Source organism: Paracoccus sp. (in: a-proteobacteria) (assembly GCF_030536915.1).
GTDB lineage: Bacteria > Pseudomonadota > Alphaproteobacteria > Rhodobacterales > Rhodobacteraceae > Paracoccus.
In genome coordinates this window covers 2,767-23,990 of sequence record NZ_JAUNPC010000028.1, presented here as the reverse complement: position 1 = coordinate 23,990, position 21,224 = coordinate 2,767, and the positions used below count along the sequence as shown (strand labels likewise).

The window sequence follows — 21,224 nt, the reverse complement described above, 5'->3', positions numbered from 1 at the left end:
TCGACGTCGGGCAGCATCCGCGTTCCCGAAGCCGAGAAATTCGGAACGGGTTTGCCGAAGTTTTCCGGTGAAATCCCGCATCAGCCGTGGTATGTTCATGGGATGGAAATTCATTAAATGCGAGGGGCCCTGATATGGCCGGCATTTTCCGAATTCATCGCATCATATTGCCAATTTTCTTCGCGCTGCTTCCGGGCATGGGGGCTGCAGATGATTCCGGTCCCCCCCGGCAGGCCGCTTTCGAGCCGGTCGCGGATTGGTGCGATTCGGAAACAGGCGGAGAGCGGAGCATTTGCGCCGATCTGGCCGCGCTTGACCAGGTCCTGGTCTATAACCGCTTCGGCTCGTTCAATCCCTACGGGATGATCTTCGCGCTGCGCCGTGACATCGCGCCCTTGGGCGGGGCGAGGCTGCCGGACGATGCCCCGTGCGAGGATCTGACCGGAACGGAGAACGGCAATGGCGACGCCGCATTGCGCGCCGGCAAGGTGCGGCTGCGCGATTGCAAGCGCCCGCGCCCGCTGACGCTGCGCGCCAATGTCGGGGACCGGCTGGTGCTGCGGGTGACCAACCTGCTGATGCAGCCCGCCCCGGACTTCTCGGCCAATTTCTGCGGCGGCACGGGCGGGGAAGACCCCCTGCGCGGTGCCGTCAGGGCCGGGGTGTCGCAGGGAAGCGCCGGGCGCGTCGCTCATGGACATGCCGCCTGCCAGCCGCCCGACGGCAGGCATGCCGCCGATGGCGCCTATGACTGGCCGGCCACGCGGCATCTGAACCTGGTGATCCAGGGGCTGACGCCGGTGCCCCATGACGATCCCCGGGACGGCCCCGGCAATCCCGTGATCCATCCCGCCTGCCGCGGGATCGATGCCGTGGGACCTAACGACCACTTCTATTGCGCCTATCGGGTCCTGCGCGAAGGGCCGATGTTCTTCGCCTCGACCGCCGCGCCCGCGGGGGGCGAGGGGGACGGCGGCTCGCTGGTCCACGGGCTTTTCGGCGCGGTGGTGGCCGAGCGGAAGGGCAGCACATGGTATCGCAGCCAGACCAGCCGCGTGGCATTCGACGCGGTCTGGCCGCGCGCGGCCCAAGGCCTGCCGCTGCACAGCCGCGCGGGCGGGATCGACTACGAGAAGGCGGACGACAAGGGCATCCCTTACCTGAACATGCTGCGCCCGCTCGAAGGGCCGCAGGCGGGCGTGCTGTCGGCCGGTCGCGCCGAAATCGTCCATGCCGATCTGAACGCAATCGTCTATTGCGGCGCGACCGGCGCGACCGGCGGAAACGCCGATTGCCGGGTCACGGGCGAGGACGGCCAGACATCCGGGCAGGGCCTGCGCAACCGCGATCCGGCCCAGCCCCCGGTTCTCGCCTTCCGGGAACTTTCGGTCTTCTTTCACGACGAACTCAAGACCTTCTACACCTCGAATTTCGAGGAACTGGGCGATTTCGGCCAGCTTGCCGGGGTGCGCGACGGATTTGCGATCAATTACGGCGCTTCGGGAATGGGATCGCTGCTGTTGGCGAACCGGAAGGGCATCGGTCCCGCCGCCGATTGCACCGAATGTCTTTACGAGGAATTCTTCCTGACCTCCTGGGCCAATGGCGATCCGGCGCTGCTGGAATGGTATGACGACGATCCCTCGAACGTCCATCATTCCTATCTCAACGACCCGGTGGTGTTCCGCAATTTCCACGCCGGGCCGAAGGAAACCCATGTCTTCCATCTGCACGCGCATCAATGGTTCGCGGGCAACGATCCCAACCGGGGCAGCTATCTCGACAGCCAGACCGTCGCGCCGCAGCAGGGCTTCAGCTATAACATCTACCATGGCGGGCGGCGCAGGCCGGATGGCGAGGGCCGGGGCTGGTGGGGGCACCAGGGATCGGGGAACCGCAACCGGACGGTCGGGGATTCGATCTTCCATTGCCACCTGTATCCGCATTTCGCGCAAGGAATGTGGGCGCTGTGGCGCGTCCATGACGTGCTGGAGGACGGCACCCGCCTGCTGCCCGACGGCCAGCCGAAATCCGGCCTGTCGCTGGGCTTCAAGCCCCCTAATGCCGTCCGGCGGCCGGGCAGCGTCGATCCGAACGGCAACTGGCTGCGCGGCGCGGCGGGCACCCCGATCCCCGCGGTCATCCCCCTGCCGGGCGAGCCGCTGCCGCTGCTTCCCGGCTATGCCGACGCGCCGGACTGGGCACAGGCCGGGTCAGGCACGCCGGATGCGCCCGAGACCTTCGACCCCGATGCCGAGGTCGCAGCGATGCCGGGCTATCCCTTCTATATCGCGGGCGAGGCGGGGCACCGCCCGCCCCAGGCGCCGCTGGACTTGGCCCGAAGGCTCGAAGGCCCGGAACCGGACCAAGGCGGCGAAAGCCCCGTCGATACCCGCAGCCCCGTCGCCGGGGCCTGGCTGGACGGGGGATTGCCGCGGCATGTGATGCTTGATGGCTCGGAACGGGAACTGTCCTTCTCGCCCTTGCCCGCCGGGGTGACGGTCCGGCTGCAGGATGCGAGCCTGCCCGCAAATGAGCGGGCGGCGCTGCTGCGGCAGGTCGTGGCCCGGTCGCTTGCCATGGGCGACATGACGCTGGAACTGACCCGCGCCCGGCTGCGCGTGCTGGACCCCGAGGGCACGCCCTTGGAACGTGCGGCCATGGGCTTTCACCACAACGGGCTGGTCCATCAACCGGGGGCGGTCTCTCCCTTGCCGCTGGCCCTGTCGCAGCCGGACGGCACGAGGGTTGACCCGGACCCCGCGACTGGCGCCCGCGGCAGCTATCCCACCCCGTCCGCCCCCTATCCCGCCAGCGCGCCAAGCCCCGGACCCGTCGCCTCGCCGGTCTTTGCCGTGAACGGCAGCCCGCCGCGCCCCGGCGCGCCCTTCGCCGATCCCTGCGGCATCCCCCCGGCCGAGGCCACCGGCCCGTCCCGGACCGACCCGCTGGCCGGCGGCCCCTATGCGCCCGATCCCGACCTGACCGGCTTTCGCCGCTACGAGGTCTCGGCGGTGCAACTGGACATGATCGTCAACACCGCCGGCTGGCACGACCCGCAGGCGCGGATCAACGTCCTCAGCGCAAGGTCGCCCGTCTACAAGCAGGGCCGCGGCCGCATCTCGCCGCGCATCAGCGACAGCGAGGAGCCTTTCTTCTTCCGCGCCCTGTCGGGCGAATGCATCGAGTTCCGCCACACCAATGAACTGCCCAGAACGCTGGAACTGGACGATTTCCAGGTCCGCACCCCCACCGACACCATCGGCCAGCACATCCATCTGGTGAAATTCGACGTGACCTCCTCGGACGGCTCGGGCAACGGCTGGAACTACGAGGACGGCACCTTCGCCGCCGACGAGATCGCCCATCGCCGCTGCGCCACAACCGTCCCCGGCGGCGGGGTCGAGGGCGGCGCCCTGACCCGTCCCACCGACGGGGAATGCGAGAACGGCAAGCCCCGCGCGCATGACATCTGGAAAAAGCCGCTGCCCGAGGCGCGAGACCGCTTCCAGACCACCGTGCAGCGCTGGTTCGCCGACCCGATCCTGTCGTCGGTCGCGGCCGGCACCGACCGGACCCGCGACCGCACGCTGCGGACGGTCTTCACCCACGATCATTTCGGGCCATCCTCGATCCAGCAGCACGGCTTCTATTCGGCGCTGGTGGTCGAGCCCGAGGCGCGGCCCCCGGCCGATGTCAGCAACCCCGATGTACCGCAACCGCCGGGCGATGGCTTCGGACGGCTGACCCATGCACTCCAAAGCGTCTGCGACCCCTCCGGCCCGGCGGGATGCTACAGACCCCTTGCCGCCGAGGCGCTGTCCACCGTGGCCTTCGGCACCGCCTCGATGGTGGGGGCAAGCCGGACCGTCCAGCTCTGGCATCAGGACGGTGAACAGGACTACAGGGCGCTGACCCCGGATTTCCGCGAATATGCCCTGGCGATTGCGGATTTCGCACTGCTCTACGATCCCCGTGACCGCATCTCGGAAACCGAGCTTCGCCGCCGGATCAGGACGTCCATGGCCGGCAGCCTCGGCGGCATGGCCACGCTGGCCTGCGAGCTGCACTGGCGCAATTCGCCGAGGTCGCTGGCATCGGTCTGCGGCGCCGATCTTTCGCGGGACGCCCGTGGCCACTGGATGTCCCCCGGCGAAAACGTGCCGCCCGCCTGGGAAGCGCAGGGCCGCATCGGCGACGCCCCCGGCCATCGCACCGGGCTGGGCAATGACCTGCTGACGCAGGCGGACCTCAAGCGCCTGACCGATCATCTTTTGGCCTATCGCAGGAACGCCGCCGGGATGCCCTCCGCCCCTGCCTCTGTCCGCGCGCTGGCAAGCCCCGTGGCCCCGCCCCAGCGGCCCGAATCCATCTCGGTCGATCATCACGACCCCTATCTCGTCAACTACCGGGGCGAGCCGATCCCGCTGCGTGTCGGCGACAAGGACGCGGCCGGGGGAAGCCGGGCCGGCCGGCCCGAAACGAGGCCCCCGGCGCTGACCTATGACGAGAACGGGAACAGGGCTGTACGCGAGCAGCCGGGCTTCGGGCCGTTTCTTCCCCATCCCGCCACGGGGCCTGCGCCCGCCGGGCCGCAGCCTTGGCCCAGCCATGCGGCGAGCGTCCATTCCCGCGACTGCCGGCCCTTCCGCATGGACCGCCCCGGCCGCGAAGGCGCCGGTCCCAGCCAGGTCGAGGCCGCGCTGGACCCCCGCGCCCGGACCCGGGACCGCTTCCCGCTCTGCTCGGTCGATCGCCAGCTTGCGGGATACCGGGGTGACATGGGCCTTGCGCTGAGTTCCCATGTCCATGGCGACCCTGCCACGCCCCTGCTTGAAAGCTATGAAGGCGAATCGATCCAGGTCCGGCTGATCCAGGGCGCGCAGGAGGTGCAGCATGTCTTCCGCGTGCTGGGCCAGCCCTTCCGCCGCAATGCCGACCAGCCCTTCCCCCGCGCCGCACTGGCGCTGGACCCGCAGCCGGGTCCGACGCGCCACCGTCTTTGCGCCGAGGCGATGTCGGACGGCCGCCCCGAGGACTATCGCAGGTGGCTGGAACGGGGCGTCAAGGAATTCGACCCCCCGCAGGACCCGGCGGATAGACAGTTCTGGGAACGGCACGAGTGGCTCTTGGCGCATTGCGACAACCCCGAGGGCTTCACCTTCGTGCAGGAGGTCGGCCTTTCCGAGCATTTCGAGATGCGCGGCACGCTGCGCTCGGACGTGGGCGGCAGCGGGATCGAAAGCATCACCGCGTTCACGGAGGCTTTTGCCCCTGCCGTGGCGGCGTCCCGCAGGTCCGCAATCACGGACCGCGACGGGCACCGGGTGCCCGAGGGGGTGGCGGATTCGCTTTACGACTTCGGCTCGATCGACGCGACCTGGAACGGGGCCTGGGGCCTTGTGCGGACCTATCGCGACGCGGATACCATCGACCCCGCGTCAGGCAGGCCGATCGGCAGCCGGCTGAGCGCGATCGGGCAGGCGCGGGGCGGGTTGCGGACCTTCGGAACCTCGACTGAATCCGCCGATGCCCCAGAACCCGTCCCGCCCGCCTCAAGCGGCCTGTCCTGCCCGGCAAGGCCCGTATCCGGCATCCTCACCCACCGCAGCGAATCCGTGATCGTCGCGCTGCAGACCCGCGACATCTGGCCCGAGGGAACCGATTACGGGCTGGGCCGCCATGACCCGGACGGGCTGATGCTGGCGCTGCTGCGCCCCGAGGCACTGGCCGGGAACGTCGGCTTCCATGACGAGAACTGGGGGAACGGCCTTTCCCGCGACACGGTGCTGAAGGCGGTCAAAGCGGCCTATCATCGGGGGCCCGAGCCCTTCGTCATGCGGGTGAACGCGGGCGATTGCGTGACGCTGCGCTTTGTCAACCTGCTGCGGGACGAGGGCCGGCGCGGAGGCCTGCGCGACCTGCTGGGGGATGCGCGGATGCCCCCCATCGTGCCGCTCAACACCGACCCGGCCGTCCGGGCCGACGGGCCCGAGGGCAGGCCGCGCCGGATGATCCTGGACAGGCCCGGACTTGGCCTGCCGGACGGCGGGCTGCGCCCCTCGGCCCGCATGGGGCTGCGGATCGGCCTGCCGGCGCTGGACCTGCTGCGCGACCTGCCGCTGGGCGTGGGCTTTTCCGCGGGCGCCCTGCCGCCTGCCTCGGGCCACGACGTCAGCGTCGGCCCGATCCTGCAGTTCTTTGCCGGGCGCTACCGCGTGGACCCCGAACTCAAGCTTCCGGACGTCCTGAAAGAGCAGTTCCGCCGTTCGCTGCTAAAGGCCGCCGGGGGGCAGGATGGAAACGGCAGTGACCTTTACCCCGCGTGGAAACAGCTTGCCGGGCGATTGAGGCCGGACGTCATCGTTGGGGTCCACGAGGTCCAGCCCGGCCAAGACTTCCTGTTCGAGGTGCTGGGGCGGCGGTTCGGGATCACGCTGTCTGTCCCCGACACCGACCGGTCCGCGCGGCTTCCGGGATCGGATGCCGCCGTGATCGCAAGCCTCTGCGCAGCCCTTCCCTGCGTCACGGATCACGAGGCCCTGCTTGGTGATCTGGAACGGGCCGCCAGCCTTGAGGCCCGGCAGGCCGTCACCGACCGCATCCACTGGATTCCCTATGCCTTCGGCGCGGTGCCCGTCACCTCGACGGCGGACGTGATCTCGCACGTCCCGCACGGGCTGATGGGGGTGATCGACGTGGTGCCGGTGGACTGGGACCTTTCCGCCGACGACACCGCCCGGACAACCCTGCCCCCGTTCGCGGACGGGTTCCCCCGCCGCAGCATCGGCCATGTCCCGGCGGGCGCCGGGCTGCCCACGCAGCGGATCGAGATCCCGCCCGTGTCCCGGCCGGGTCCGATGCCCGTGGACCTGCCTGCCACGCACCTGCGTGAATTCGTGCTGTTCTGGCAGGACGGGCTCAATCTTCACGCCCCGGACAGCCGCACGACATGGCTGTGGGACGACGGCATCCCGGTCAGGAACGTCCGCCCGGTGGCCGATTGCCTTGTCTGCGACGACAGCTATGACCTGGGCGAAGCCGGGGTGAACTACGCCGCCCCCGGCTTCGACCGGATGCTGCGGCGACGGCTGGGGATCGACACCGAGGCCCAGGATGACCTGAACCCCGTGAAATTTCCCCGCGACTTCTTCGACCCCGCGTCCAGCCCGAAGCCGATCGTCCTTGAAGCCTGCGGGGGCGAGGAGGTGGTGATCCGGGTGGTCCATCCGGGCGGCCGCGCCCGGCAACGGGCCTTCGTGATGAACGGCTTTGCCTATGACGACCTGTTCCCCGGCTTCGGCTTTCCGAACGCCGCCCTGCTGGCGCCGGGCAAGTCGGTCTCGGCCTGGCTCACCCCCAGCCTGCGGGCAGGGGACGTGGCGCTGTGGTTCGACGGGCCGCTGACGCGCCGGGCGCAGGGGGTCTGGGGCCTCATCGTCGCGCGCAAGCCGGGCGAGACGCTCGGCTCGACAGGCGAGTCATGCTGACCGGACGCTGGGTCGCGCCGCTTCTGCTGGCCGCAGGCGCCGTGGCTGCGCAGGAAGCCCCGCCCGAGCCGCTGCGCCCGGCGCTGACCGCCGGCATCGAGATCCTTGACGACAGCGGCCGGGCACTTGACCCCGTGCCGCCGGGCGAGCCGTTCCAGCTTGCGGTCTCGGTCCACAACCACGCCGGGCCCGAGCCGCCGGCCGGGCTGCGCCTTGCCGGCTGGCTGCGGCGGGTGTCGGCGCGGAACCTGCCCTGCCACCAGGCCGCGCGAGCCTTCTTTTCGACCGGAAGCCTGCCCACCGACGCGGTGTCCCTGAACGGGCCGGTGCTGGGGGTCCTGTCGGAGGAAGGGTCCTTCACGGTGGTCGATCCCGCGATCAGCCTGGCCAGCGCCAACCTGATCGGCGCCGCGACCCTGCCGGAACAGCCCGCCGCCCTGACTGCAGCGCCGCTGTGGGGGGGCTTTCTGGTCAGCCTGCCCGCGGCGGGCGAGGTGCGGGCGCTGACCGCCTTTGGCGCCCGGTCGCGGGTTGTGGCCGGGGGGCTTGACCGCCCGACCACGCTGATCGCGGATGGCGCCGGGGGCGTCTGGGTTCTTGAGAAAGGGGCGGCGCGGATCAGCCGCTTCGACGCCCGGGGCCACCAGACCGCGACGCTGGCCGCGGTGGCTCTGTCGGGGACCGCCGCCACGATCCTTGCCCGCGACGGGGCAGGCGGCCTGCAGGTGCTGGATGCCGCGACCGCCACGCCGCTGGCCGTCCTGCCCCCCGCGCCGGATGCCATCGCCGAGGCGCTGCTGCCCGGCCCTGATGGCCCCGTGGCGGTCCTGCGTCTGGCCGTGAACCGGCTGGCCGTCCATTATCTCGACGCGCCCGACAGCGCGCGAAAGATTGCGCTGGCCGGTCCCGCCGCGCGCCTGGCCGTCGATCCGGCGGGGCGGCTGGCATTCGCTTGGGACCCCGCGGGCGGGCCGGTTTCGGTCATCGACCTGGCGCGGGGGCATCTGGCCCGGACGGTGGGGGCGCATGGCTCGGCCATCTCGGAGGTCGTGGTCCTGGACCGGATGGCGGTCCTGCTGCGCGCCGACCAGTCCGAGGCGGCCACCCTTGCGCTGGATTCCATCCGCCCCGGAACCGAGCCGCAGCTTGGCGCGGTGCCACTGGGGGCGGCCGCGCCCCGGCCCGTGACGGCACCGGGTTTTCTGCTGGCCGTGCCCGGCGGCAGCGAGGCGCTGGCCATCCACGCCCAGAGCTTCACCGGCTTCGTGGTGGAGCCGACCTCGGCGATCGGTGCGGCGCCGCCCATGGCCTCGGTCCGGCTGCGCGGGGGCGTGCCGCGGACGGCCGCCATCCTGGCGCGCGGCTTTTCCGAAACTGGCCCCGGCCGGTATCGCGCGGGCGCGGTCATTCCCGGCCCCGGCCGCTACGAGCTTGTGCTCAGCACCGGCGTGGGCGGGCTGACGCTGTGCCACGAGATCCCGACCCTGCCCCTGCCCGGGGCGCAGGCGCCCGCCGCACGGATCGCGGCCGAGGTCGCCCCCGCGCCTGCGGCCGACGGATCGCGGCAGGTCACCCTGCGGATCGTCGGGCCGGACGGCCTGGCCCTGCCCGGCGTCGCGGGCGTTCTCAGCGTGGCGGCGCTGGAAACGGGATGGCTGCAGCGGACGGCTTGGCCCGAGCCGGGCGGGGCGGGTTCCGGGATGACCCTGCGCCTGCCGGCCCGGGGCACCTTTGTCGTGACCCTCTCGGGGGCGGACAGCGCCGGCGTTCCCCCGCTTGTGATGGAGCTTGGCCCATGATCTTCCGCGCGAACGCCCTGCTGCTGGTCCTTGCCGCGATCCTTCCCGGTCCTGCCCGGACGCATGAGGGCCATGACCATCCCCCCGTCCCCGCGCAGGCCGTCTTTCCGGCCGAGCGGCTGTCGCCCCCGGACCTGCCGGTGACGGACCGCTTCGGGACGACCAAAGGCTTCGTCAGCCGCTTCGGCGACGCGCCGATGCTGGTGGTCAGCTTCACCTATGCAAGCTGCGGGACGGTCTGCCCCCTATCGAATGCGGTGCTGGCCGAGGTCCAGGGCGAGTTGACCGCCGCGGGGGCGCGGATCGTTTCCCTGTCGATCGACCCCGCCCGCGACACGCCCGCGCTGATGTCTGCCTCGGCCGAACAGTTCAGTGCAGGGCCGTCCTGGGAATGGGTCGCGGGATCGGTGCCCGACACCCGCTTGCTGATGACGGCCTTCGGCGTGCCCGTCGGCCCGCCCGAGGCGCATGTCCCCACGATCCTCGTGGGCAGCCTGTCCTCGGGTCAGTTCACCCGCGTGGTCGGCATCCCCGATCCGGCAAGCCTTCTTGCCATCGCGGGGGCGGAGGCGCGATGAGGCTTGTCCTTGGCGGCCTGCTCGCGCTTGCGGCAGGCATCGCCGCTGCCGAGGACGCGGGCCATGCGCTGTATCAGCGGGGCGAGGGGGCGACGGCGGTGCTGGCCGGGGGCGCCGCGCGGATGCCCGCCCGCGCCCTTCCCTGCGCCAACTGCCACGGGGCCGACACCCTCGGCGGGCGCGAGGGCGGGGTCGTGGTCCCCCCTGTCGGATGGAGCCACCTGTCCGCCCCCACGCCCCGGCGCCCGGCCTATGACGGCCCGGCGCTGGCCCGCGCGCTGGCCGAGGGGCTGGATCCCGCCGGGCGTCCCCTGGGGGCCGCGATGCCGCGCTTCGAGATCGCGCCCGAAGCGCTGGCCGCGCTGGCCCCGGCCTTGGCCGCCATCGAGGCCGAGCAGCAGGCGGGCATCCACGGCGCCGAGCTTGTCCTGCGCCCGCCCTCGGACGCCGCTGCGAGGGCGGGGTTCGAGGCCGCGCTGGCCCGCCTGAACGACGAGGGGGGCGCCCATGGCCGCCTGCTGCGGACCGCCCGCCCGGACGAGGCCGCCGCGCTGGACCTGTCGGATCTTTCGGTCCTGGCGGATGCGCTGGCGGTGGCCGAAGCGCGCGCCCTTCTGTCCGCCGCCGCCGAGGATGGCCTGACCGCCCTGGCTGTCGCCGGACCGCCCCCGGACCAGGGGCTGCAGGCGCAGGCCGCAGCGGCGGGGATCGCGCTCGACCCGTCCTCGGCGGCCGTGCTGGTCCTTGGCGGGCTGTCCGACGATCAGGCCGCGGCGCTGCAGGCCACCGCCATCTTTGCCCGGCGCGATGCCCTCGGCCCGGCGCTGGTCGCCGCCGCCGCCCGTCCGGGCATGCGCCTGGTCCTGACCGATCCCTTTCCCGAGGCTGCCGCCTGGGCGCGCGCCACGGGCCAGGGGCGCAGCGCTGCCCTCGGCCATGCCGCCGCGCGGATGGCCCATGAGGCCGCGGTCCAGGCCGGGCGCCGGTGTTCGGTGGCGCGGCTGGCCGCGGCGCTGGCCGAGGTGGCCGGCCGCGATGTCGCCGTCCGCCGCCGGACGGCGCCCGGCGCGGCCTCTTTCCCGCAGGAAAAATCCCCAAGGCGCTAGCCTTGCCCGCAGGCCTGGCATCTTCACCCATCGCGAGGCGAGATGTCGCAGGACGCCGCGTCCCAAGGGGGAACGCGGATGCTTGACAGGTTCGGCCATGATTGCGCTTGATGGCGAAAAGTGGGGTTCGATGTGATCAGGCTGTTTGCCGCAAGTGGGTTCTGGGCCGTGATGGCGGGCATGGCCTTGGGGCAGGACGGCGGCGTTCCTGCCGAATTGCCGAACCCGGAACAGGCCAGCGCGCTGCGCGAGATCATCGTCCTCATGGAGGATGAGGCCGCCGACCTGCAAAGCCAGATCGAGGCCATGCGGAACGAACTGGCCGTCGGCGGGCAAACCTCGGATGCCGCCCTTCCCGAAGGCGGGACGCCGGCCCCGCCGATGACGGGTCTGGCCGATGAACTCGAAGCCGCGACAGCCCGGGCGCAGGCGGCAGAGGAAAAGGCCGATGCCGCCCAGCGCCTGCTGGCCGAACGCGACGCGGAACTGCAGGCTGCCCGGCAGGCGGCGTCAGAGGCGGCGGATTCGGGCACGCTGCAGGCTGCCGAGGACCGGATCGCGGACCTGACCGCGCAGTTGCAGGCGGCCCAAGGCAACGCGCTTTTGACGGAAAAACGTTTGTCGGCGGCGGAAGCGGCCCTGCAAGGGCGCGAGGCCGAACTGGCAGGCGCCGAGGAACGCGCGGCACAGGCCACGGCCAGCGCCGATGTGCAGGCGGGGATGGAGCGGGATCTGGCCGACCTCGGCGCGCGCCTTGCCGAAGCGGAGGCCGCCCGGCAACAGGCGGAAACGGCGCGCGCCGATCTGGAATCCCGGCTGAACGCGCTGCAGCAGGAGCTTGCGGCGCTGCAGGAGGCCGAGGGCCTTGAAAGCGAATCGCGGGACGCCTTGGCCAGTGCGGAGGCGCGCCTCGCCGAACTGCAGCGGCAGACGGCTGAGGCCGAGACGCGCCTGGCGGAGCTCGGGCAGCAGCGCGCCGCCTTGGAACAGCAGGTCGCCGAGGCCGGGGAAGCCTTTGGCACGACCCAGCAACAGGTCGCCGATCTGACCACGCAACATGAGGCGGCGGAGGCCGAGATCGCCGCTCTGGATACCCGTCGCGCCGAGGCGGAGGCTGCCCTTTCCCAAGTGCAGCAGCAAGTCACTGATCTCACCGCGCAGCGCGACACGGTGGAGGCCGAGGTCGCCGCTCTGGATGCCCGCCGAACGGAGACGGAGGCTGCGCTGTCCCAAGGGCAGCAGCAAGTCACTGATCTTACCGCACAGCGCGAGACAGCGGAAAGCGAGATCGCTGCGCTGGACACCCGCCGGACCGAGGCGGAGGCTGCACTTTCCCAAGTGCAGCAGCAGGTTGCCGATCTGACCGCGCAACGCGAGACGGCGGAGGCCGAGATCGCCGCGCTGGACACCCGCCGGACCGAGGCGGAGGCTGCACTTTCCCAAACGCAGCAGCAGGTCGCCGATCTCGCCGCGCAGCGCGAAGCGGCAGAGACGGAGATCACCGCGCTGGACAGCCGCCGGGCCGAGGCAGAGGCTGCGCTGGCCCGGACGCAAGGGAGCGAGGCTGAACTGCGGCAGGGGCTGGAGGAGGCGACGACGCGGCAGACGGCCGCGACCGCCGCCGCGATCGAGGCCGAGCGCCGCCGGGACGCGGCCGATCAGGCCTTCGCCGCGGCCGAGGACCGCCGCGCCAGTGCCGAGACGGCCCTGGCCGAGGTTACCGCCCGGCTTGAACAGGCATCCGCCACGCGTGCCGCGCTGGAGCAGGAGGCCGCCCGGCTTTCTGCCGAGGTGCAGGAAGCCGCGCCTGCACCTGCCGAGGAGACGGCAGCCCAGGTGGCAGCGGCGCCCGCCCTGCCCGTTGTCGCGGCGGACCCGCAGCCGGCGCGCTGGACGGCAGAGGAGGTCGAGGCCGCCTTGTCGCGCGCCCCGGCGCTGGGCTCGGGTTCCGAGCGCGCCGAACTGCAGCGGCGGCTGACCGCGGGGGAATGCGCGCCAGAGGCCCTGAGGGCCGCCTATGGGCAGATCAACCGACAAACCCTGCTGGCGCTGGTGGCCGAGCTCGGGGCCTGCAACTGACACCACCGGCCCGCAAAGCCGAAAGCGGAGGAAAGACGAGATGAGCAAGACCCGATGGCTCGGCATGGCCCTTGGCGCGGTGCTGGCCCTGGCCACAGGCCCCGCCGCCGCCCAGCAGGAATTCGGCAAGGCGGTGATGACCGGCGGGGCGTCGGGGACCTATATCCAGATCGGCCGCGACCTGGCCGGGCTGATGGCGCAATGCGGCCAGACGCTGAACGTGATCGAATCCGCAGGCTCGCTGGAAAACTTCATGGCCGTGCGCCAGCGCAGCAACACCCAGTTCGGCATCGTCCAGAACGACGTGCTGGAATACCTGAAGACCTATTCCGCCAATGATCCCGACGTGGCCCGCGCGATCTACAACGTCCGCATCGCCTTCCCGCTTTACGACGAGGAGGTGCATCTGCTGGCGACATCGGACATCGACAGCCTTGCCGACCTGGCGGGCAAGCGGGTGGCGATCGGGGTCGAGAACAGCGGCACCTTCCTGACCGCCTCGCTGGTGCTGGACCTGACCGGCACCGAGCCCGCCGAGCGGCGCCTGATCTCGCCTGCCGATGCGCTGCCCGCGCTCAAGGCCGGCGAGATCGACGCCTTCTTCTATGTCGCCGGGGCCCCGACCGCCCTGTTCGCCGAGGGCGAGATCGACGGGGAACGGTTCCAGCTGGTGCCGATCACGGACCAGACGCTCGGCAGCGTCTACGACACGGCGACCATCCCCGCGAATACCTATCCGTTCCAGCCCGAGGCGGTCGAGGGGATCGCCGTCAAGGCGCTGCTGATGACCTTCGAATACGACCCCCGGGGCAACGGCTACCAGCAGCAAAGCTGCAAGGCGGTGTCCGACCTGTCCCACCTGATGCTGACCCGGCTGCCGCAGTTGCAGGAAAGCGGCCATCCCAAGTGGAAGAACGTCGATCTGCAGGACATTCCCCCCGGCTGGGACATCGGCAACTGCGTCAATCAGGGGCTGCAGCCGGACTACCAGCTTCAATGCGCCACCCCGCTTGCGACCGCAACAGCGCCCGAGGAACGGCCCGCACAACCCGCGGAAAGCGAGGCGAACCGGGCTTACCGCGAATATATCTGCGCCACGCTGGGGTGCTGATCCGGGGGAGAGTGCAGGCCGCCGGCTATTCCGTTGCCGGGATCATGCGGACCAGGGCGGACGGGGCGCTTTCCGAACCATCCGCCCCGATCGCGGTCACGCGCCATGCGCTGACCGGAAAGGGCAGGATCAGCCCCGGCACCCGTGTTTCCTGAACCGGCAGCGGCTGTCCCGCGGGGCCGAAGACCTCGACCCGGAAGCGGACGGACGGAACGCCGCCGGGCAGGCGCCAGATCATCTCGCTGCCGCCGCCCGGCCGGGCCTGGAAGACGGGCACCGGCGCTGCCGGGGTGCCCGGCGCATCGGCCGCCGTAAGCGCCTGCAACCGTTGCTGCGGCCCCGGCAGGCCGGGGGCCGCGGCATACCACAGCCGCGCGGTGCCGGGGTCCGGCGCGGCTCCGGTGCCGGTTTCATGAAGCTGCCCGAGGTAATAGGCCGCGCGGGCGCTTCCGCGCAGGGCCGCACGGGCATAGGCGATGGCCGCCCGCGCAGGATCGCGGCTGTCGAGTTCCAGCGCCTGTGCCATCAGGGCTGGAATGGCGGGCTCTGGCGTGATGGCCGCCGCGCCTGGAACCGGAAAGGCCGGTTGCGGTGGGACAGCCGCGGGCTGCCGCGCTGCGGATGCCGTCTGGTCCATGGCGGCCCCGACTGCAGGCGCCGGGCGCATGGCAGCGGGCGCAGGCGCTTGGCCCCATTGCAGCCAGACCCATGCCGCGCCGCAGGCGAGAAACGCCGCCCCCAGCCACCGCACCAGACGCCCGCCGCCTTCGCGCCGCGGGGGAAACAGGGCTTCATGGAGGGCGGGGGTCGGGACAGGATCGTGACGGGGCAGGCTGCGCAGGGTGTCGGATCGCCGCGCCGGGCGCTCTTGCGACGCGTGGGTTCCGGGGGCCGCTGGCAGGCCGGGATGCGCGGCAGCCAGCGGGGAAAGACCATCTGCGAGGGCAGGCGGCTCGGCATGGTCCGGGATGCCGGTGCCGTCGGATACCGGGGGATGCGGCGCCGCGACTGCGGTCTGATCCTCAGGGCTGGGCGCAGGGGGGATGGTGGCGACGTAGTCCGATCCCGTCGCCTGCTCGGCCAGACGGCTCAGCACGCCGGTGGCGCTTGCCTCGTCCAGCACGGCGCCCGCCCATGCGCCGTCGATCCGGGACAACCCTGCCGCTGCGGCGGTTCCCAGGCAGTGATCGGCCATGACGTTGATCAGCCGGGGCAGGCCCAATCCGAAGAAATGCAGCACCTGCATCGCGCTGGTGTTGAAGATCGGCGCGGTCGCGCCCGATTGCGCCAGCCGGTGCGCGACATAGCCTGCGGTGTCGCCCGCGCCCAGCGGGGTCAGGACCGCATGGGCGCCCCGCGCGAAAGGCAGCCCCGGTGCGGCCAGCCGCCCGCGCAGTTCCGGCCGGCCGGCGAGCAGCAGCGTCAGGTCGCCCCCTGCGGCCAGCGATGCGAGGGCTGCGATGTCCGCGACCTCCAGTGCCTGCGCGTCGTCCACCATCAGCAGGGTGGGATGGCCGTTGGCCCGGTTCGTTTCGGCAAACCGGCGGAGCTGGTCGGAAAGGCTGGGACCGTCGCCCCCGTCGGGCAGGCCGAAGGCATCGCCCAGCTGATCGGAAATGCCGCCGGGCCTGGACTGCAGGGCCGAAACAAGGCCGGTGATCCATCCGTTGCCGTGGCGCCGATCCGCCAGCAGCTTCAGCAGCGCCGTCTTGCCCGTCCCGGCAACGCCCGTCAGCGACAGGACGGGCGCGCCTGCAGCAACCCCTTCCCCGATCCAGTCGAGCACGCGCCGGTGAGGTTGCGAGGCGTGAAACAGGGCCGGGTCGGGCGCGCTGCCGAATGGCGCCCGGCGAAGACCGAAATGATCGAGACAGGCCACGGACATGACGCGCTGGATGTTGCCCGCTTGGCCGCGGGCGCGCAAGCAAGGCGGCCCTGCAGGGCGATCCCACCCCGGATAGCGCAACCGCCGTGGGCGAGGCCCCGAACCCTGTCCTGACAAGGCAAAGGCGAGCCGCGGTCCTTGCCCCCGCACGCCCCTGCGCCTGCAGCGGATGGTCCGGCCCTGCCGGCAATGAACCCACGGGAAAACCCGATCCGGCGCAAGCGCCTCTGGCAGATGACGCCCGCAGCGCAGGATGCCGCTCCGCGGGCTGGCCGCCGGTCGGGCGCCGAAGGGGCAGGGGAACCCTGGCCCCGCTGCCGTCCGAAGCGGAAGTTCACCCGTCGGAAAGGGCGTCAGGTTCGCTTTCGTCGATGTCGGCCCCGGCCTCCATCCCGGCGCCGGGCATCTCCTCGGCCTCGGCCAGCCGGGCCGCGTCGGTGGTGCCGAAGCGGGCCGCGACATCGGGGGCATAGCGCAGCAGGTCCGACCGCAGCCGCAGAAGCGACAGGTCCTTGGTCTTCGCTTCAAGCATCACGTCGAACTCCAGTCCCGCCGCCTCGCGCATGAAGGTGGCGAACTCGAAGGGATTGGTGAAATCCGCGTGGCCCGTCCAGACCGGCGGCAGCAGCACCGTCTTGACGCGGGACGTGGCCCTGACCACCTGCTTCGTCAGCGCCCCTTTGGGCGGGCCGGATGTCTTGGTCGCCTCTCGTTCCTTGTCCGTGACCTTTCGCTTGATCTCGCGCATCTCGGTCCGGGGCGAAGAGAAATGGATCTTCGGCCGCACGCCTTCGGGCCACGAGCCGATGAACCGTTCCAGCGCGGTCCGCAGCGCCAGCCCCTCGGGGTTCAGGCACCAGTGATGCTGGTAGTCGAAGATCAGCGGCACGCCGCAGCGGTCGTGGATCCACAGCACATCGGCGGCGGAAAAGCGGATGTCGTCGTTTTCCAGCACAAGGCGGCGGCGGACATGGTCGGGGCATTGGGTGTAGCCCTCGATCCAGCGGGCGCGGCTTTCCTCGCGGTTGTCGTAAACGCCGCCGACATGGGTCACCAGCACCGCTTCCGGTCCCATGCCCATCCGGTCCAGCATCTCGGCCTGCGAGGACAGGTCCCAGATGCTTTTCGCCGTCAGCGCCGGGTCGGGGCTGTTCAGCAGCACGAACTGCGAGGGGTGAAAGGACAGCCGGATGTCCAGATCGCGCGCCTTGCGCCCCAAAGCCGAAAGCTCGGCATCGCTTTCGGCCACCATGCCGTGGAACTGCGGCATGTCCGGGTGGGTCGCATAGGGCGCGAGGTCCGAGGACATGCGATACATCCCGATCCCCGTCCGGGCCAGGTAGTCGAGGATCGCGTCCACGTATTCCAGCGAGGTCTTGAGATGCGGGTTCTGCTGCCAGCGCCGGGTGTCGTTGCTTTTCAGGCCGGGCTGTCCCATCACCTTGACGGGAAAGCCCATCCGCAGGGGTCGTTCATTCATCGGGCACCTGTTCCTCGGGAAAGCCGATCCGGGCGGCGAAGTCGTTCCAGTCGGCCGGGCGCAGGGCGCCGCCAGTGGCCTGGACATGGCCGCTGCCGTATTCCGTGCCTGCGCCGGGGGGCCGGTGGTCGGCCAGAAAGCGGATGAGGTCCGTTCCGGTCGCGGTGCGCGCGGCGAAATGGACCCAGCCCGGCCGGTAGCCGGTGTTCGCGGCCAGCACGATCTTGTTCTTCAGCCGGCCGCGCCAGGCCTGCGCGACCAGCGGATGAACCTGGCAGGGCGAGGCAAAGCGGATCAGCGCGATGTCGCCGCGCACCTTCGGCGGCGTCCGGCGGGCGCGGTCGAGTTCCGCGGCGACTTCGGCGCGGGCTTCGCGCAGAAGGGCGGTCTCGGGGTGGTCGCCCTTCACAAGTTCCTTGGGTCCGTCGCATTTCAGCAGAAGCTCAAGCGCCGGGCCTGCGTCGGCCCTTGCCGTCCGGCGCGGGGCGTTGACCAGCGCCACCGCCTCTTTCAGCGCCGTCTTGCCGTATCGCGCCTGCGCCGCGGCAAGCTCGGGGAAATCGCCCGTTGCCATGTCGCCGATCAGCCCCAGGGCGGCCAGCCACGAAAGCCCCTCGGCCTGGCCCAGCCCTTCGGCGCACCAGAAGGCCAGCAGCGCCGAGGTCGGCTCGGGCACCCAGCCGTCGCCCGAGATCACCACCGCCCCGCCGGGGTTGCCCGAGGGGACGTGGTGATCCACCAGCACCGTGGGCACCCCGGGCAGGATGTCGCCCTCATGGATGCCCAGGTCGGTGACGATCAATCCGCCGGGCCGGCATGCCTGCAATTCATGGCCCATGGCGGGCGACCAGGGGTTTTCGCCCTTGCCGATGATGCGGATCCCTGCGGGCCGGCCGGCGCGGTCCAGCGCACGGGCAAGGATCGCCGTCGCCGCCAGCCCGTCCGCATCGAAATGGCCGAGGATCAGCGCCGGCCGGGCCGGGTCGAAACCGTCAAGCGCCGCCCGGAAGGCGGGGCCGACTTCTGAGGGGTTCTGGGGGCTGCGGCTGGGCATGATCCCCAACGACGCAGGCGCTAGCTGGTTTCATGGCGCGACGGCGCGCGCGATCCCGGTGGTGGCCTGTCGCCCGCCGCAGGACCGGGTCATCTTTTCCGCCGGATGCCGTGGTCGATGCTGAGAAGGTGGCGTTCCATCGCCGCGGCGGCGCCGGTGCTGTCATTGGCGGCGATGCGGTCGGCCAGGGCCGCGTGCTGTTGGCCGAGGTCGCGGATGCGGACGGCGTCCAGCCGATCCCTCCGCCAGGCGGCCCAGTCGGATTGCTCGCGGATGCTGCGGATCTGGTCGTAGACGCGCAGGAACAGCGGGTTGCGCGCCAGTTCGGCGATGCGGAAGTGGAAGATCGCGTCGGCGATCTCGTAGCCTTCGGGCGTTTGCGCGGTCAGCGTGTTGGCCATCAGGTCGCGCAGGGCGCGGGCGTCCTCGGGGGTCGCGCGCTCGGCGGCCAGCGCGGCCAGGGCCGGCTCGACCTCCATCCGCACCTCCATCACGTCGGCGGGGGTGACGCTGCGGACCAGCGCCCCGAGGCCGCCGGGCACCGGGGGCGGCAGGGTGAAGGTGCCCTGCCCGTGGCGGCGGAACAGCAGCCCGTCGCCTTCCAGCACCGCCAGCGCCCGCCGCAGCCGGGTGCGGCCGACGCCGAAGCGGATGGCAAGCTCACGCTCGGGCGGCAGGCGGCCGCCTTCGTCGGCAATGCGGTGCAGGTCGGCCCGCAGCCTGTCCTCGAGCGATAGGGTTTCCGCGTCAGGCGCCGGCAAGGTCGATCCACATCCTGATCGAGGTCAGCAGCAGGAAGATCCCGAAGGCCATCCGCAGCTTGCGCCGGTCGATGCTGTGGGCCAGCCGGACGCCATAGCCCGCCATCCAGGTGGACAGCGGGATGATGACGGCGGCCAGATACAGGTTGACGTAGCCCAGGGACAGCGGCGGCAACCCGTCCTGTCCCAGCCCGGTCAGCGCATAGATGATGGCGCCGGGCAGGCCGATGACGAAGCCGATGGCGGCCGAGGTGCCGACCGCGCGGCGGATGTCGTAGCCGAGGAAGTTCAGCAGCGGCACGCAGACCGTGCCGCCGCCGATCCCCATCATGGCCGAGACCGCGCCCGCGAAGACCCCGAAGCCCGCCCAGGCGGCGGCGGGAAAGCTGCGCGGCTCGACGTCCTGCGCGGGCTTGCGCAGGATCATGTCGCCGGCCACGAACAGCGCGATGGTGGCGAAGACCGCGACCAGCACCCAGCCCGAGACATAGCCGCCGACGACCGATCCCAGCACCACGCCCAAGACGATCCACGGCACCCAGCGCCGCAGCAGGGCCGTGTCGATGGCGCCCCGCTTGTGATGCCCGATCCCTGAGGACAGCGAGGTGAAGACGATGGTCGAGAGCGAGGTTCCCACCGCCACCTGCATCGTCAGCGCGGGATCCATGCCCGTCAGCGACAGCGCGAAATACAGCGCCGGGACGATCACGATCCCGCCGCCCACGCCCAGAAGCCCGGCGATGATGCCGCCGAAGGCCCCTGCGGCGAGGGCGATCAGGGTCAACTGGACCAGTGCCTCGGTCGTCATGCCCAGCATCGCGTCCTCCGCCGGGCCGTTCCGGTTGCCTGCGTCATGTCAGCGCCCCACCGCATAGGCCTGCATCAGCCGCGGGGTCGCTGCGGCGCGCAGGATGCCGTCGGGCTCGCGCAGGGCGGCGGTCAGCCGGCCCACGGCCCAGGGTTCCGTGACCTCGATGATGTGGCCGCGGGCGCGCAGGTCGGCGATTACCGCCTCGCCGAAGGCCGGTTCCATCAGCATCCGCGCCGGTTCCGCCCTCCTCGGGTAGAACGAGCCCTGGAAATGCAGCGAATGGAACAGCGGCCGGTCCATGTTGGCCTGCAGGTTGCCGCCGTGGTGGACGAAGCGCAAAAACCAGATGAGCTGCCACTGGTCCTGCTGGTCGCCGCCGGGCGTGCCGAAGGCCAGCCAGCGGTCGCCGTTCCGGGCCATGGACGGCGTCAAGGTCGTCCTTGGCCGCGCGCCGGGGCGCAGGCCCGAGGGCACGCCCTCCTCAAGCCAGAACATCTGCGCCCGGCTGTTCAGCGGGAAGCCGAGGCCGGGGATGACCGGAGAACTTTGCAGCCACCCGCCCGAGGGCGTGGCCGAGACCATGTTCCCCCAGCGGTCGATCACATCCAGATGCACGGTATCGCCGCGCTTTTCGGTCAGGTGCGCCATGGTCGGCTCGACGCTGACTGCCCGGCCCACGCCGAAGTCGCGCGAGGCCCGCGCGATGGCGGCATCGGCCAGATGCTCGTGGCCCGGCACTCGTCCGGGGCGCTGCTCGGTCGAGGCCTGCGCGCCGATCAGCTTGCGCCGTTCGGCGGCGTAACCCTCGGACAACAGCACGTCCATGGGGATGTCCGAAAAGTCAGGGTCGCCGTAATAGGCCTCGCGGTCGGCATAGGCGAGCTTCATCGCCTCGGTGACGGTGTGGACGAACTCGGCGCCGACCGGGTCCATCGCGGCGATGTCGATGCCGCGCAGGATCGTGAGCGCCTGCAGCAGAACCGGCCCCTGCCCCCAAGGCCCGGTCTTGTAGATCGTCCAGCCGTGGTAATCGAGCGACAGCGGTTCCTCGGTCCGCGCCCGCCAGCCCG

At 71.2% G+C, this 21,224-nt stretch carries 12 protein-coding genes; 6 read left to right on the top strand and 6 right to left on the bottom strand.

The annotated features are described in order from the left end of the window. Positions 1–197 precede the first annotated feature (197 nt). The 6 genes from Q4F04_RS07060 (at position 198) to Q4F04_RS07035 (ending at position 14,163) form a co-directional block, all read left to right on the top strand. Positions 198–7,490, top strand: coding sequence for a hypothetical protein (locus Q4F04_RS07060; RefSeq protein WP_303369130.1), 7,293 nt, complete (start codon positions 198–200; stop codon positions 7,488–7,490). Next, positions 7,484–9,289: a hypothetical protein gene (locus Q4F04_RS07055; RefSeq protein ID WP_303369129.1), complete on the top strand. Its 1,806-nt coding sequence runs from the start codon at positions 7,484–7,486 to the stop codon at positions 9,287–9,289. The genes Q4F04_RS07060 and Q4F04_RS07055 overlap by 7 nt, the downstream gene beginning before the upstream one ends. Beyond that, positions 9,286–9,867, top strand: a complete 582-nt coding sequence (locus Q4F04_RS07050) for an SCO family protein (protein ID WP_303369128.1) — start codon at positions 9,286–9,288, stop codon at positions 9,865–9,867. Before Q4F04_RS07055 ends, Q4F04_RS07050 begins: the two co-directional genes overlap by 4 nt. Continuing rightward, entirely contained in the window at positions 9,864–10,973 is a 1,110-nt protein-coding gene (locus tag Q4F04_RS07045) for a hypothetical protein (RefSeq protein WP_303369127.1), read from the top strand. The genes Q4F04_RS07050 and Q4F04_RS07045 overlap by 4 nt, the downstream gene beginning before the upstream one ends. A gap of 120 nt (positions 10,974–11,093) precedes the next feature. Further along, positions 11,094–13,052, top strand: a complete 1,959-nt coding sequence (locus tag Q4F04_RS07040) for a hypothetical protein (RefSeq protein WP_303369126.1) — start codon at positions 11,094–11,096, stop codon at positions 13,050–13,052. 40 nt (positions 13,053–13,092) lie between these two features. Beyond that, positions 13,093–14,163, top strand: a complete 1,071-nt coding sequence (locus Q4F04_RS07035; protein ID WP_303369125.1) for a TAXI family TRAP transporter solute-binding subunit — start codon at positions 13,093–13,095, stop codon at positions 14,161–14,163. Positions 14,164–14,188: 25 nt separating this feature from the next. Here Q4F04_RS07035 and Q4F04_RS07030 read toward each other — a convergent pair whose 3' ends face one another. The 6 genes from Q4F04_RS07030 to Q4F04_RS07005 all read right to left on the bottom strand — a co-directional run. Then, positions 14,189–15,949, bottom strand: coding sequence for an ExeA family protein (locus tag Q4F04_RS07030; RefSeq protein ID WP_303369124.1), 1,761 nt, complete (start codon positions 15,947–15,949; stop codon positions 14,189–14,191). A gap of 433 nt (positions 15,950–16,382) precedes the next feature. Next, entirely contained in the window at positions 16,383–17,528 is a 1,146-nt protein-coding gene (gene uvsE / locus Q4F04_RS07025) for a UV DNA damage repair endonuclease UvsE (protein ID WP_303369123.1), read from the bottom strand. After that, positions 17,521–18,582, bottom strand: a complete 1,062-nt coding sequence (locus Q4F04_RS07020; RefSeq protein WP_303369122.1) for a hypothetical protein — start codon at positions 18,580–18,582, stop codon at positions 17,521–17,523. The genes uvsE and Q4F04_RS07020 overlap by 8 nt, the downstream gene beginning before the upstream one ends. A gap of 89 nt (positions 18,583–18,671) precedes the next feature. Next, complete coding sequence (locus Q4F04_RS07015) at positions 18,672–19,343, bottom strand: FadR/GntR family transcriptional regulator (RefSeq protein ID WP_303369121.1); 672 nt, start codon at positions 19,341–19,343, stop codon at positions 18,672–18,674. After that, complete coding sequence (locus Q4F04_RS07010; protein ID WP_303369141.1) at positions 19,330–20,151, bottom strand: sulfite exporter TauE/SafE family protein; 822 nt, start codon at positions 20,149–20,151, stop codon at positions 19,330–19,332. Before Q4F04_RS07010 ends, Q4F04_RS07015 begins: the two co-directional genes overlap by 14 nt. A 48-nt stretch (positions 20,152–20,199) precedes the next feature. Beyond that, on the bottom strand, positions 20,200–21,224 hold a 1,025-nt coding region (locus tag Q4F04_RS07005), incomplete at its 5' end, for a gamma-glutamyltransferase family protein (protein ID WP_303369120.1).

Coding starts and splice junctions, on each gene's coding strand:
- Q4F04_RS07060 (WP_303369130.1), top strand. CDS start 198: ATGGGGGCTGCAGATGATTCCGGTCCCCCCCGGCAGGCCGCTTTCGAG.
- Q4F04_RS07055 (WP_303369129.1), top strand. CDS start 7,484: ATGCTGACCGGACGCTGGGTCGCGCCGCTTCTGCTGGCCGCAGGCGCC.
- Q4F04_RS07050 (WP_303369128.1), top strand. CDS start 9,286: ATGATCTTCCGCGCGAACGCCCTGCTGCTGGTCCTTGCCGCGATCCTT.
- Q4F04_RS07045 (WP_303369127.1), top strand. CDS start 9,864: ATGAGGCTTGTCCTTGGCGGCCTGCTCGCGCTTGCGGCAGGCATCGCC.
- Q4F04_RS07035 (WP_303369125.1), top strand. CDS start 13,093: ATGAGCAAGACCCGATGGCTCGGCATGGCCCTTGGCGCGGTGCTGGCC.
- uvsE (WP_303369123.1), bottom strand. CDS start 17,528: ATGAATGAACGACCCCTGCGGATGGGCTTTCCCGTCAAGGTGATGGGA.
- Q4F04_RS07020 (WP_303369122.1), bottom strand. CDS start 18,582: ATGCCCAGCCGCAGCCCCCAGAACCCCTCAGAAGTCGGCCCCGCCTTC.
- Q4F04_RS07010 (WP_303369141.1), bottom strand. CDS start 20,151: ATGACGACCGAGGCACTGGTCCAGTTGACCCTGATCGCCCTCGCCGCA.